Annotated in this window: 14 protein-coding genes; all 14 read left to right on the top strand. The window is 48.4% G+C overall.

What is annotated here, in order from left to right; all coding sequences use genetic code 11:
• Positions 1 to 202 precede the first annotated feature (202 nt).
• The 14 genes from ABRS97_RS14065 to ABRS97_RS14000 all read left to right on the top strand — a co-directional run bounded on the left by ABRS97_RS14065 (position 203) and on the right by ABRS97_RS14000 (position 13,292).
• Positions 203 to 922, top strand: coding sequence for a sugar phosphate nucleotidyltransferase (locus ABRS97_RS14065; RefSeq protein WP_367814895.1), 720 nt, complete (start codon positions 203 to 205; stop codon positions 920 to 922).
• The gene (gene rfbB / locus ABRS97_RS14060; protein WP_367814826.1) at positions 922 to 1,926 is read left to right on the top strand and encodes a dTDP-glucose 4,6-dehydratase; all 1,005 of its coding nucleotides are present in this window, start codon (positions 922 to 924) and stop codon (positions 1,924 to 1,926) included. The genes ABRS97_RS14065 and rfbB overlap by 1 nt, the downstream gene beginning before the upstream one ends.
• Complete coding sequence (rfbD, locus tag ABRS97_RS14055) at positions 1,923 to 2,795, top strand: dTDP-4-dehydrorhamnose reductase (protein ID WP_367814824.1); 873 nt, start codon at positions 1,923 to 1,925, stop codon at positions 2,793 to 2,795. The genes rfbB and rfbD overlap by 4 nt, the downstream gene beginning before the upstream one ends.
• 1 nt (position 2,796) lies before the next feature.
• A complete protein-coding gene (locus ABRS97_RS14050) occupies positions 2,797 to 3,891 on the top strand; it encodes a CgeB family protein (protein ID WP_367814822.1) in 1,095 nt (364 codons plus the stop codon).
• 14 nt (positions 3,892 to 3,905) lie between these two features.
• Entirely contained in the window at positions 3,906 to 5,048 is a 1,143-nt protein-coding gene (locus ABRS97_RS14045; RefSeq protein ID WP_367814820.1) for a CgeB family protein, read from the top strand.
• A 39-nt stretch (positions 5,049 to 5,087) separates the two neighbouring features.
• Positions 5,088 to 5,342, top strand: coding sequence for a hypothetical protein (locus ABRS97_RS14040; protein WP_367814818.1), 255 nt, complete (start codon positions 5,088 to 5,090; stop codon positions 5,340 to 5,342).
• Between the two features lie 182 nt (positions 5,343 to 5,524).
• Complete coding sequence (locus ABRS97_RS14035) at positions 5,525 to 5,674, top strand: hypothetical protein (RefSeq protein ID WP_367814816.1); 150 nt, start codon at positions 5,525 to 5,527, stop codon at positions 5,672 to 5,674.
• Between the two features lie 38 nt (positions 5,675 to 5,712).
• Entirely contained in the window at positions 5,713 to 5,844 is a 132-nt protein-coding gene (locus tag ABRS97_RS14030) for a hypothetical protein (RefSeq protein WP_367814814.1), read from the top strand.
• Between the two features lie 694 nt (positions 5,845 to 6,538).
• Positions 6,539 to 8,395: a glycosyltransferase family 4 protein gene (locus tag ABRS97_RS14025; RefSeq protein ID WP_367814812.1), complete on the top strand. Its 1,857-nt coding sequence runs from the start codon at positions 6,539 to 6,541 to the stop codon at positions 8,393 to 8,395.
• A 373-nt stretch (positions 8,396 to 8,768) separates the two neighbouring features.
• Positions 8,769 to 9,863, top strand: a complete 1,095-nt coding sequence (wecB, locus tag ABRS97_RS14020; RefSeq protein ID WP_367814810.1) for a non-hydrolyzing UDP-N-acetylglucosamine 2-epimerase — start codon at positions 8,769 to 8,771, stop codon at positions 9,861 to 9,863.
• Positions 9,853 to 10,839 (top strand): SDR family NAD(P)-dependent oxidoreductase, encoded by a 987-nt coding sequence (locus ABRS97_RS14015; protein ID WP_367814808.1) that lies wholly within the window; start codon positions 9,853 to 9,855, stop codon positions 10,837 to 10,839. Before wecB ends, ABRS97_RS14015 begins: the two co-directional genes overlap by 11 nt.
• On the top strand, positions 10,836 to 11,672 hold the full coding sequence (locus tag ABRS97_RS14010) for a dTDP-4-dehydrorhamnose reductase family protein (RefSeq protein ID WP_367814806.1): 837 nt from the start codon (positions 10,836 to 10,838) through the stop codon (positions 11,670 to 11,672). The genes ABRS97_RS14015 and ABRS97_RS14010 overlap by 4 nt, the downstream gene beginning before the upstream one ends.
• On the top strand, positions 11,660 to 12,571 hold the full coding sequence (locus tag ABRS97_RS14005) for an NAD-dependent epimerase/dehydratase family protein (RefSeq protein ID WP_483312458.1): 912 nt from the start codon (positions 11,660 to 11,662) through the stop codon (positions 12,569 to 12,571). Before ABRS97_RS14010 ends, ABRS97_RS14005 begins: the two co-directional genes overlap by 13 nt.
• Before the next feature lie 4 nt (positions 12,572 to 12,575).
• Positions 12,576 to 13,292: a glycosyltransferase gene (locus tag ABRS97_RS14000; RefSeq protein WP_367814802.1), complete on the top strand. Its 717-nt coding sequence runs from the start codon at positions 12,576 to 12,578 to the stop codon at positions 13,290 to 13,292.
• The last annotated feature ends 7 nt before the right edge of the window (positions 13,293 to 13,299 follow it).

Genomic DNA, 13,299 nt, shown 5'->3' with positions numbered 1-13,299 from the left:
AACGGCATGTGCCCGCTGATTTTGCGGCCTTGCCGTTATTTTGCGTTATAAATAGGGGGGCTTGCCATTATTTCGCATAGTTGAACAACCAATTTTCGATTCGGCGGTATTCGTCCAATTTCCAACTATCACGAGAGCATATGATTAAAGAAGTGGATGTGTCCACATGTACGATGATATTGCTTGGAAAGGGGTATGCCTTGTGAAGGGTGTTGTACTGGCAGGAGGAACCGGCAGCCGTTTGCGTCCTCTGACGAACATCATCAATAAACATTTGCTTCCGGTCGGTAATCTCCCGATGATCCAATATGCTGTCGAGAAATTAAGCAAAGCTGGCATACAAGATATACTGCTGATCACAGGTAAGCAATCCGCAGGTTTGTACTTGGATTATTTGGGAAGTGGCGAGAAATTCGGTGTTCGTCTTACTTACAAGCTTCAAGATAAAGCAGGAGGAATCGCGCAGGCGCTTGGACTTGCTGAAGAGTATGTGCACACCGGCGAAAAGTTTGTCGTTATTCTTGGCGACAATTTATTCGAGGATTCTTTAGAGGTTTTCATAAATGCCTATGCATCCCAGGAAGAGGGAGCAATGGTCGTTTTAAAGCAGGTAGATGATCCCAGGCGATATGGCGTTCCTGAGATTAAGGGGGGCATTATTAAAAGCATTGCGGAAAAGCCCAAGCATCCCAAATCATCGTTTGCGGTTACAGGTATTTACTTTTTCGATTCCACTGTATTTGACATCATTAAAACACTGGCTCCCTCGGATCGGGGAGAACTGGAGATTACGGATGTGAATAATGCCTATGCCGCTGTAGGCTTGCTTAAGCATCAGGTCTTATCCGGCTGGTGGATTGATGCAGGTACGCATGAATCGCTCTTCCAGGCCACTCTTTTTCTACGAAAGGAGGATAGCTAATGTCGGTGATTCTAGTAACTGGCGGCATGGGGTTTATAGGCAGCAACTTCCTTCATTATTGGAAAGAGCACCATCCGCAAGATCGGTTGATTAACTTGGATTGGCTAACGTATGCAGGAAATCCGGACAACGTTACAGCGCTGGATGAGCAGCCTGGCTATGAATTTGTGCACGGAAATATCGGTGACACGGCACTTCTGAATGAGCTTTTGGGGAAAGGCGTCGATGTCGTTGTTCACTTTGCGGCGGAGTCGCATGTGGATCGAAGCATTCATAACCCTGGTATTTTTGTACTTACGAATGTGCTTGGCACGCAAACCTTGTTGGAGGCGGCGCGGCAGCATCAGGTGAAGAAATTCATTCATATATCCACGGATGAAGTATATGGAACACTTGGTCTGGAGGGGGCTTTTACCGAAACGACGCCACTGGCTCCAAACAGTCCTTACTCGGCAAGCAAAGCTGGTTCTGATCTGCTGGTCAGAGCTTATTTTGAAACGTATGGCTTTCCAGCAGTCATCACCCGTTGTTCCAATAACTACGGCCCTAGACAGTTTCCGGAAAAGCTGATTCCGCTCATTATTGCAAGGGCGCTTCACGATGAGTCCATTCCCGTATACGGCGATGGCTTGCATGTGCGGGATTGGTTGTATGTAGAAGATCACTGCGCAGCTATCGGACGGGTCATTGAAGATGGCGTCCCCGGCGAAGTCTATAATATCGGCGGCCGAAACGAATGGACGAACATCGACATTGTGCGGTGCATCTTAAGCAAGCTTGGCAAATCAGAGGAGTTGATCCAATATGTACCGGACCGACTCGGACATGATCGTCGATATGCGATGGATACGGCGAAGATTCACCGGGTACTGGGATGGACGCCTTCCCACACATTCGAAACCGGATTAGAGAAAACGATAGATTGGTATTTACGAGAGCAGGCATGGCTGGCACGAATTGCCGATGGTTCTTATCACGGAAGTAAGAGAGTTGACGCCCCATGAAAATTTCCATTACCGGAGCTGGAGGACAATTAGGCTACGATCTTACGCGCGTGTTAGCCCCTCTGCATGAAGTAACCGCATGGACCAGAGAGCAGTTGGACGTAAGTGATGACAAGCAGGTGGCAGCGCTCCTTGCAGCTGAGAAACCGGATGTGGTCATCCATGCGGCAGCCTATACGAATGTGGATAAGGCGGAGTCAGAGACGGAGCTTGCTTATCAAATCAATGCCATAGGGTCTTTGCATATGGCGAAGGCGTGCGAACAGATTGGCGCCAAGCTCGTCTACGTCAGCACAGACTATGTTTTCGATGGGGCCAAAGGCTCCCCCTATGATGAAATAGATACGACGAACCCGAATAACGTGTACGGCCGTTCCAAGCTGTTAGGCGAGAAATTCGTGAGTATGACGTGTACCCGGCATTTTATTGTTCGGACCTCGTGGTTGTATGGCACCAAAGGCAATAATTTTGTGACTAAAGTGTTGGAAAAGGCACAGGCGGGCGGTCCGCTCTCTATGGTTGACGATCAGTTTGGTTCACCGACGTATTGTCTGGATTTAGCTGTGTTCATCCAGGAACTAATTGAGACCGACAGGTTCGGCATTTATCATGCATCCAACCAGGGATCGTGCTCCCGGTATGAATTTGCAGCGGAAATATTGAAGTACGCTCATTTGGATCATGTTCCTTTAGTGCCCGTCCAATCGGATCTATTTCCACTGCCGGCTCCGCGGCCGATGAATTCGGCATTTGCCCATAAAGCGATCCTCGGCAACGGATTTACACCTATGCGGGATTGGAAAGAGGCGCTTCATTATTTCCTGCACGTTGATTACAACTACCCGTCTACGACAGAAAGAAGGGCGTGAAATGAGCAAGGCAATTGCAGCTGTTTCTGCGGAGGGCAGGGAGCGCGGGCTTCAAGCTGGCAGAGAGCACGGACTTCGTGTAGGACGATGTCAAGCGATTCTTGATATTGTAAAACCTGCTCCAGTGCCGCTGAAGGAGGCAAAGGTTTTATTCATCGTCCAAGGCTTCGATGCGATTGACGGGGGCATTACGGCTGGGCTGCAGAAGACGGTGCTCGAGGCTCACACGGCCACTGCGGCTGAGATGCTGCGCTTGGCCGGAGAGCTTCGCCCCCATCTTGTGCTAGTCATGAACGGATTGCATGTATTTCCGGAAGATCACGCCAATCATATCGACCAGGTAAGGAATATGGGGATCAAGACAGCTATTTGGTTTGCGGACGATCCGTATTTTACGGACCATACAGCCTCGCTTGCTCCTCATTATGATTATGTGTTCACGCATGAATTGAGCTGCATTGCATTCTATCGGGAACTTGGCTGCGGGCAGGTTCACTATTTGCCTCTTGCTGTCAATACGGATGTGTTTAAACCGATGCACGTCGGTCCTGCCTACCAAAGCGATATTTGCTTTATCGGCAATGGGTTTCCGAATCGGATTGCTCTCTTTGACCGTATCACGCCCTTTCTAGCGGACAAAAAGGTGATGCTGGCCGGAGCGCTCTGGGACCGACTCAATCAGTACGCTCTTCTCCAGGCGGGGATCAAGCTGCACTGGGTTCCGATCGAAGAATCGGTGAAGTATTACAATGGGGCCAAAATTGTTATTAATATACACCGTCTTACCTTTGATGAAATCTACAATAAAAATAGCAGGAACCTTCCCGGTTTCTCGATTAATCCGAGAACGTATGAAATCTCGGCATGCGGGACTTTGCAAATTACGGATCATCGCCACGATCTCGATCAATACTACACCCCCGGTCAGGATATCGAAACCTTTGATACCCCGGATGAACTTGTTCAGAAAATGCAATATTATTTGACGCATGAAGAGGACAGGATGCGCATCGTCACGAAGGGCTTGCGCAGATCCATCAAGGAACATACATTCGCAACTAGGCTGTCGAAACTGTTGGATATTGCACTCGCCTAGAAAGGAGAGACAGCATGGCTGTAACGGAAAAGAAGAAAACTCGTCGGCGTGGATATGCGGATGGTTATGAGGCTGGTTATTCCAGCGGGATACGCCTGGGACAATGTGAGGCTGTCTTGCAAAAAGCGATAAAGGATCGAGCCCCGAGGCGATTCTGGGATGTACGCATTATGTATGTAACGTCAGGGAAAGGTTTTCCTTACGAGCCGCTTGATCACGCGATTATTAACAGTTTGCGTCCATTAGTACGCGAATTGATCATCGGCAACTGTGACAACGACCCCATCCGTATCGGGGCGCCGGAGGCAAGCTTGGAAAAGCTCGCCGCCATCCACCAGCCTGATCTGATGCTCGTGCTGGATGGAATGAATCTGCAAGTGGAAGTCGTAGATCGCATACGAAGCAGGGGGGTCCGTACGGCAATCTGGCTCACGGACGATCCGTATTACACCGATTTTACCATTACAATGGTCCCTCATTACGATTTTATATTTACTTTGGAAAAGAACTGCCTATCGTTGTATCAGGAAATCGGCTGCCCGCAAGTTCATTATTTACCGCTAGCGTTTCAACCGGATTTGTTCCGCCCGAAGGCTGTCTCCATTGGGCAGAGACGAGATATTTGCTTTATTGGCTCGGCGTATTGGAATCGTGTAGCCATGTTTGATCAAATTGCTCCCTATTTAGCAAACAAACATATTTTCATCTCGGGGATATGGTGGGAGCGATTGAAGCAATACAGCCTGCTGGCGCCGCAGATTCAATTGAACACCTGGTTGGGACCTGAAGATACGTCGAACGCGTATAATGGGGCCAAAATCGTGATCAATATGCACAGGGCTTACGATGACCAAGCTTATAATTATAACAGCCGCAAAATACTGGGAGCTTCGCCTAATCCGCGAACTTTCGAGATTTCAGGTTGCGGTGCGCTTCAAATCACGGATGGGCGCGAAGATTTGGTCCGCTTCTATACCCCGGACTATGATATTGTGACATACTCGTCTCCGGAAGAGCTTCTGCACAAAATGGACTACTACTTGAACCACGAAGAGGAGCGAAAGCAAATCGCTTTGCGTGGGTTGTATCGTACAATGCGGGACCATACGTATGAGAATCGATTATCTCAATTGCTGGATCTTGTTTTTCAAGGATAAGAATCGAGATGCGGTTAGAAAAGCGGAGGTGCAAGGATCATGCTAAAAAAGAAGGTGCGTAAGAGTGCGCAGCCGAAGACGAAGAAAAAACGGACTCTGAAGAAAAAACCGCTGGCAAGCCGAGCAGCGAAAACGATTCGGCATAAGCGAAGACATGCCAAAGTTGGTAAGGTGCCGAAGCCGGCTCATGCTAACCATGCGTACAACTTGGCTTTCGATCAAGCCTATAACGAAGGCTTTAATGCGGGATTCGCGCAAGGCTATCAGCAGGAACAGCAACAGCTAGCTGTGTAATTGAGTATATGAAGCTTGTGAAATTGGCGTAAATCTATCGGAAAACGAAAGAGAAATCTGAAAAACGGCCTGTCTTTGAATCGCCAAAGCAGGTCGTTTTTTAGTGGATGAGGATGCGTGGGGAGCGGTGCGCTCCCAGGATTCGCACGCTATGGGAGCGGAATAGGAGCTGCGGAACGTAGATGCTTTATGGAGCGGAATGGGAGCTGCGGAACGTAGATGCCTTATGGAGCGGAATGGGAGCTGCGGAACGTAGATGCCTTATGGAAGCGGAATGGGAGCGACGGAACGTAGATGCCTTATGGCAGCTGAATGGGAGCAGCGGAAATTAGATGCCTTATGACAGCGGAATGGGAGCTGCGGAACATAGATGCTTTATGGTGCCGAACGGGAGCAGCGGAACGTAGATGCTTTATGGTGCCGAACGGGAATGGCGGAACGTAGATGCTTTATGGCAGCCGAATGGGAGCAGCGGAACGTAGATGCCTTATGGCAGTCGTAATTGCGGTTTACGGCTATTTCGCGGAACTAGAGTACGCTATTCATAGAAAATAATAGTGTTTAGGAAACTTTTTTACTGTTTAGCGCATCATAGTTCCTCTCCGGGTTAAAAAAGAGGACAAACTTGAGAAATAGCGCATCATAGTTCCGCCGGTTACAGCAGAGCCAGAGGAATCTCGGACAGAGAACAGAGAGGACGCCGCCGCATCGCTTAGCTGTTGAGCTGCTCCGCCGTCCGGCCACTCTAGTCATTCCGCCGCCGCATCGCTCCGCTGTTCAGCTGCTGCGCCGTCCTGCCACTCAGGTCACTCCGCCGCCGCATCGCTCCGCTGTTGAGCTGCTCCGCCGTCCGGCCACTCTGGTCACTCTGCCGCCGCATCGCTCCGCTGTTCAGCTGCTCCGCCGTCCCGCTACTCTGGTCACTCCGCCGCCGCATCGCCCCATGGCTCCGCAGTTCAGCTGCTCCGCCGTCCCGCTACTCTGGCCGCTCCGTCACTCCACCGTCATAGCTGGGCCAATGGGGTTCCGGATTGAACACCCACATTCAAGAGGCCGGAAAACGCTTGGAGGAAGCAAATGTACGAATGTACGAGGGTAATTGTCGTGTCGATAATGAGACCTGTCTAATATATTGTACTACCCAGGATATAGGAGGTGAATTCCATACCTGTGACCGTGAAAGCAGGTATGTACACATGTCGACTCCACGAAGACCAAGAGCTTTATTATTTTCTCATATCTGTAATCCAGATCATATTACAGGAGCGGAGAAGATGCTGCTCTTTACGACCCTGGAACTCGGACGGCAGTATGATTGCACTTTAGTGGTGCCGAGAGAGGGGCTTTTGGCCGCAGAAGCCAGGCGACACGGCATTAAAACCATGATTCAATCGTTCCCCCTCTTGTATGAAATGTATAAACCGGAGCCAGCTTTGTTAAGCATGTTTGAAGCGCTGCTTGAGAATCCGGCCTACAGATCCTTACTGGATCTACTTTTGATTCAAGAGCCGGATGTTGTCATCACGAATACATGCGTGAATATGTTACCTGCGGCTGCTGCGAAGAAGCTGGGCATTCCCGTCATCTGGATTATTGCAGAAACCATCGAACAGAATGAATCGACTTCGCTTTCAGTTAGACTCGTGGATCAATACGCGGATTGGATTGTTGGCATCTCCCATGCCACCCTTCAGCCCTTCCAAATGATAGGAAGCGATCATAAAAAATACACCTTGCCTCCCTCTTGGCGAACGGAAGAGTACGATGCCAATCAGTGGTCGGCAAGCAGACAAAACCGACGTGCAGAGCTTGGCGTCCATGGCGATCAGCCCGTCATCGGTTACATCTCTTCGGACATTTATGCGAATAAAGGTCTCGATCATTTCATTCAAATGGCTGTGTCCATTTGCTATAAGAATCACGATGCTCATTTCATGATCGCAGGCAAACCGGTCGATCCTGTTTATATGGAATCCTGTGTTCAAATGATCCTGCTCTCCGGTTATTCCTCCCAATTCACCTTTCTTTCTTTTGCCCAGGATATTCAGTCTCTCTACCCGGCCATGGATGTCGTTGTCGTTCCCAGTTTGTTAAATGAAGGCTTCGGTTTAACGGCGTTTGAAGGACTTATTTTCGGTAAACCCGTTGTCGCTTATCGCTCAGGCGGATTGAATGAAATATTGACCACGACGGGCAATAGCGCATTTCTGGCCAATAAAGGCGATATTCAAGACCTTACAGCTAAGGTCGAAGGGCTGATTGTTGACAATCGACTTCGCCAAGAGGTTGGCGAACGTAACAGCCAGTCGATTCGGAAAGTGTTTGGGATTGACGCGTACCGCTCCAGATTAGGCTATTTTGTTGCTCAGCTCGGGCCACGCTTGGCTGCAAGAGCCTCAGCCATGCAAAGCGCAGCCAGACAGCCGGATGGCCTCCTGCTGAAAGGCGGAACTTCAAATGCCGTATTTCTTCTGGAGCAAGGAAAGAAACGTCCTTTTCACAGTATGGAAGATTTCCACTTCTATAAATTCAATTGGCACCGTGTGTCCGTTGTTCCGGAAGAGAAGTTGATGCCCCATCCGACAGGTGAAGCGATTCGCGCCGCAGAGCCTTTTTTGAAGTATGCTCCAGCTATTTTTGTGGCCAAAGCAACGGGCACGACCGTCTATTTGCTCCAGCACGGCATTCGCTATCCATTTCAGTCGGAAGTAGCCCTTAAACGCTATGGATATGAATTGACACAGGTTGTTGCTCTGACGGAGTCTGCGTTAGCCGCATATTCGTTAGGTCAACCCATTGCAGAGTTAGGCAATCATTCGGAGAAGAAGCCTTTACGCAAACGCAAGGGCAAGTTGATCGGGATACGCAAACGCAAAAAAGGGATCAAGCTGCGCAGAGCCAAACGCGGAACAGGCAAACCTAACTTCAAGCGAAAGCCAGCTTGGAAAGCTGCTTCCAGGAAGAAGCTGCGCAAGGGTAAGACTAGAAAAGCTGGGAGAGCTGCCTACGCTGCGCGCAAAAAGAAGAAAAAGAGCAGCGTGAAGGCTGCTTAGGCTTACAACGCAATATAAGCTGAACGAAAGATTCCTTTGTTCCCAATCAAAATGGTTGACTCTGAGGAACTAGGTTAGTTCTCTGAAGAGGAACTACAATCCACTATTCTGGGGAAATTGCTCTGAAATTTGAATTGTCGGAACCTGAGGACGTTATTTGTGGAAAATTGGTTCTTTGAGTGGCAAAAACAAGGGAATAACGCACCCACGTTCCTCTTGCCGAGTCAATTCGTCGGTTTTTGGCAAAATAAGGCACCTACGTTCCTCCAAAAGGAGATTCTTCCATCGGGAGCAGCAAATCCAAGAACTTGCCGAGATCCAGCAGAATGTCAACAATTTCATGGAACAAATCATGACCCTAAGGAGGGAAACGATGAAAATCGCGACGATTTTGGGAACGCGTCCCGAAATAATTCGGCTGAGTCTGATTATTCAGAAGCTGGATGAACTTGCTGAACGTCATGTGCTTATTCATACTGGACAAAATTTCACCTCAACGCTCAGCGACGTGTTTTTTGAGGAGCTGGGGCTGCGAAATCCTGATTATATGCTGCAGCATCGGCAAAGCACATTAGGAGGGCAACTTTCCGTACTATTTGCGGAGTTGGAGCAGATTTTCATACAGGAACGTCCGGATAAGGTATTGGTCCTGGGGGATACGAACAGCGCGCTGAGCGCAATTCTCGCAGAGCGCATGGGAATTCCCGTCATTCATATGGAAGCGGGGAACCGTTGTTTCGATTTGGCTGTGCCGGAAGAGAAGAACCGGAAGGTCATTGATGCGATATCCAGTATCAATATGCCTTACACCCGCTATAGCCGGGATAATCTGCTGCGCGAGGGTGTGCCTAGCAATCGGATTATTGTGACCGGAAACCCGATTCATGAGGTATTAACCCATTATGAGGCACTTATTGAGGAGAGCTCCATTCTGAAGAAGCTGGGACTCTCCGAACAATCTTATTTCCTTGTTACTACCCACCGTGCTGAAAATGTGGATCACCCTGAACGATTAGCCCAAATATTGAAAGGACTCAATCTGGTTGCGGAAGCTTTTGGTCATAGAGTTATTTGCAGCATTCATCCCCGAACGAAATCACGTCTTGAACAGGATGCGCAAATCATGATGAACCCATTGGTCGAATTTCATGAACCTTTTGGATTTTTTGATTTTGTTCATTTGGAGAAACGCGCATTGTGCGCATTAACCGATAGCGGTACGGTTCAAGAGGAGTGCTGCATCTTCCATGTGCCGACTGTCACGATACGTACGACGACAGAACGGCCTGAGACCGTCGATTGCGGCAGCAATGTTGTATCCGGTCTTCGGGCTGAACAAATCTTGCATGCAGTTCGGGTTATGGTGAGTTGTCCGGCGAATTGGCGTTGTCCGGACGGTTACTTGGAACCCCATGTTTCCCAGAAGGTCGTTCAATATTTATTAGGAGGTCAAGCGAATGTTTGCTAACACAACTATTCTAGTCACAGGAGGGACGGGGTCCTGGGGCTACGAACTCATCGAACAGCTGCTTCCGGAAAATCCAAAGAAAATCATCGTATTCTCCCGCAATGAATCCACGCAGGTTGCGATGAAGCGAGCTTTCGATGATCCCAGATTAACTTTCTGCATCGGGGATGTCAGAGATAAAGAGGCTTTGATGAAAGCCTGTGAAAAGGTCGATTATTTGTTCCATCTAGCAGCACTTAAGCATGTCCCCGTATGTGAGGATCAGCCCTATGAAGCCTTGAAGACGAATGTGATCGGCACGCAAAACGTGATCGAAGCCGCCATCGAGAACAGGGTCAAAAAAGTAATTAATATTTCCACGGATAAAGCGGCTAACCCCTCCAACTTCTACGGGATGACCAAAGCAATCGGAGAGAAGCTGATTGTTTATGCTAATTTGATGAGTGAACATACGAAGTTTGTTTGCGTGCGGGGCGGTAATGTATTAGGCACGAATGGCAGTGTTATTCACCTTTTCATGAAGCAAATTCGGGAGAAGAATCAAATTGGCATTACGGATAAAATGATGACTCGCTTCTTTCTCACCAAGCAAGAGGCGATTTCCCTCCTTCTTAGAGGTGCTAAGGAAGGAAAGGGCGGAGAAATATTCGTTATGACGATGCCTACCTGCAAAATTATGGATTTAGCTGAAGTATTGATGGATGAGATGGGGAAAAGCAATGTTGAAATTGTAGAACTTGGGGTTCGACCTGGAGAAAAAATTCATGAAATATTGTTATCTGAATTTGAAAGTCACTATACCGTTAGCTATGATCGGCAATATTTAGTCATTTTACCGACGATCGACATACCAGGCCTTAGGGATTACTATGCGGATTACCCCAAGGTTCCATTTGAAAGCTTTAGCTCTGAGGGGCCTTTAATGAGCAAAAATGAGATCAAATCACTTCTCATTCGAGGGGGATTTTTGATATGAAACGGAAACTGCTCATCCTTGGTGGACAGGGGATGTTAGGGAATATGCTCGTTGATTATTTCCTTGAGAGCGGTGACTGCCATCTCTTTTATACGACAAGAGACAAGAAAGACCCTAAAGGACTCTATTTGGATGCAGAAGATCCCATTTTGCTGGATAAAGTTATCGAAGCTGTCTCCCCGGATATTGCTGTCAATTGCATGGGAATCCTCAATCAATATGCTCAGGCCAATCCCCAACAGGCTTTCTGGGTAAATGGTCTTGTGCCGCACAGGATACAGCAATCGATGGATCGCATAGGAGGTAAATTGATTCATATTAGCACGGATTGTGTCTTTTCCGGTGAAGAGGGAGGTCACACGGAGTTTGCAGAGCCGGATGGTACATCGGTCTATGCAAAGTCTAAGGCGTTGGGCGAAGTGAAAGCAGCTCCGCATTTGACAATTCGCACTTCGATTATCGGTCCGGAAATTAGGCCGCATGGAATTGGGTTACTGCAATGGTTTCTCCAACAACAAGGAGATATTAGCGGTTATAGCCAAGCCTTTTGGAATGGAGTGACGACACTGGAGCTTGCGAAGTGCATCCGCCATGTGATGGAAGAGGAGCCCTTATCGGGGCTCCTGCACGTCACTGCGCCACAGCCTATTAACAAGTATGAGCTGCTTCAGCTTTTTCAGTTCGTATTTCAGAAGGAGGATGTCACGATCCATAAGGATGAAACCGTGAAGCTGAACCGTACACTTCAGCAAACCCGAACGGATTTTCATTACTTGGTACCGGGTTATGATGCTATGCTTCATGAATTGAAGAGCTGGATGTGTTCGCATTGAAAAAGATCCTTATCACGGGGGCGAATGGCTTTACTGGTCAGCATGCCTGTCAGCATTTTGTACAAAAAGGGCTGCAGGTTGCTGCCGTTTCACGGTCTAGTAGATCCTCTATACCGCAAGTACAATCATGGACATGCGATTTGACGAAGTATGAGCAGGTGTGCGAATTCATTGAACAGATCCAACCAGACTTTGTGCTGCATCTTGCAGGAAGAAACGCGGTTGCGGAGTCGTGGCGTGAGCCAGTTGTTTATTTAGAGACTAATATGATGTCTACCTTCTATTTGCTGGATGCATTGCGCTGCGTGCCACATAGCCGCATTGTGATAGTCGGCTCCATGCTCAGCTATGTTCGATCCGAAACGCAGACACCTCCGCATCCTTACAGCTTGAGCAAGTCTTTTCAAACATGGGGGGCGCAGGGATGGGCGCATCTCTTTGAGCAGCAAATCATGATTGCTAGCCCGTCGAATTTGATTGGCCCAGGTCCTTCTAACGGCATTTGCGGACTTCTGGCACATAGAGCGGTGCAGGTCGAGAACGGTACGAACTTGGCGCCATTTAAGCTTTCTTCCCTCGTGGAAGAACGTGATTATGTAGATGTTAGGGATGCCGTTGCTGCCTATGATCGAATGCTAGAGGGAGGCGTTCCTGGGACGATCTACCCGGTTGCATCAGGGGAAAATCGATCACTCGGGCAAATTGCCCAGACGCTACAGCAGCAATTAGTAGTAGAACTTCCGATTGAAGCGGGACAGATAAGCTTTTATACGCCGCCTGAAAGAATAAATACCGCGCTAACAAAAGGTTTGGGGTGGAACCCGGCAATTCCTTTGGAGGTTTCCTTACGGGATGCCTTGACTTATTATCGCCAGGGATTAACAAATGGGCAGAGGTGAGAACATGAATCCGAAAGTATCCATCGTTATCCCATTTTATAACGATCCCTACATCGAGCCGTCCATTGTGAGTGCGTTAAGTCAGACGTATCCGAATATCGAAATCATTGTCGTGGATGACGGTTCAACCCAGCATCAGGAGAAGATCAATCCTTTTCTAACGCGCGTCCATTATCTCGGCAAAGCAAATGGCGGCACGGCAAGCGCGTTGAATCACGGTATTCGTATGGCTTCGGGCGAATACATTGCATGGCTCAGCTCGGATGACATGTTCTATCCAGATAAGGTGGAAAGACAATTGCGATTCATGTTGAGCGAACACTCTGCTATCAGCTTCACCGCATTTGATGAAATTGATGCATATAACAATGTGACTGGACGCCATGTGGGGGTCCAATTTGCCAACTATCCGGCGTTTGTCCGATCCTTTGTGAGCTGTGATCCGATTAATGGGTGTACGGTGATGATGAAAAAAGAGTTGTTTTCATATATAGGCTTGTTCGATGAGGGACTTCCGTATACGCAAGATTACGATTTGTGGATTCGTACTCTACTAGGCAGAGTCCCGATTCATTATCTGGATGCGCCTCTGACCATGTACCGGTGGCATGGAGAGATGGGAACCAAGAAGCATTGGCAGGATATTCTTAACGAAATTGCTCATATTCAAACGAAATACCGGGGGCGCCTGCTGCAATATGTCCATGAAATCGGCGGGTGACGCACCT

Source organism: Paenibacillus tabacirhizosphaerae (assembly GCF_040812395.1).
In the GTDB taxonomy this organism is placed as follows: Bacteria; Bacillota; Bacilli; order Paenibacillales; family NBRC-103111; genus Paenibacillus_E.
This window is presented reverse-complemented; position numbering and strand designations above follow the sequence as displayed.

Coding starts and splice junctions, on each gene's coding strand:
- rfbB (WP_367814826.1), top strand. CDS start 922: ATGTCGGTGATTCTAGTAACTGGCGGCATGGGGTTTATAGGCAGCAAC.
- rfbD (WP_367814824.1), top strand. CDS start 1,923: ATGAAAATTTCCATTACCGGAGCTGGAGGACAATTAGGCTACGATCTT.
- ABRS97_RS14050 (WP_367814822.1), top strand. CDS start 2,797: ATGAGCAAGGCAATTGCAGCTGTTTCTGCGGAGGGCAGGGAGCGCGGG.
- ABRS97_RS14045 (WP_367814820.1), top strand. CDS start 3,906: ATGGCTGTAACGGAAAAGAAGAAAACTCGTCGGCGTGGATATGCGGAT.
- ABRS97_RS14040 (WP_367814818.1), top strand. CDS start 5,088: ATGCTAAAAAAGAAGGTGCGTAAGAGTGCGCAGCCGAAGACGAAGAAA.
- ABRS97_RS14035 (WP_367814816.1), top strand. CDS start 5,525: ATGCTTTATGGAGCGGAATGGGAGCTGCGGAACGTAGATGCCTTATGG.
- ABRS97_RS14030 (WP_367814814.1), top strand. CDS start 5,713: ATGCTTTATGGTGCCGAACGGGAGCAGCGGAACGTAGATGCTTTATGG.
- ABRS97_RS14025 (WP_367814812.1), top strand. CDS start 6,539: ATGTCGACTCCACGAAGACCAAGAGCTTTATTATTTTCTCATATCTGT.
- wecB (WP_367814810.1), top strand. CDS start 8,769: ATGAAAATCGCGACGATTTTGGGAACGCGTCCCGAAATAATTCGGCTG.
- ABRS97_RS14015 (WP_367814808.1), top strand. CDS start 9,853: ATGTTTGCTAACACAACTATTCTAGTCACAGGAGGGACGGGGTCCTGG.
- ABRS97_RS14010 (WP_367814806.1), top strand. CDS start 10,836: ATGAAACGGAAACTGCTCATCCTTGGTGGACAGGGGATGTTAGGGAAT.
- ABRS97_RS14000 (WP_367814802.1), top strand. CDS start 12,576: ATGAATCCGAAAGTATCCATCGTTATCCCATTTTATAACGATCCCTAC.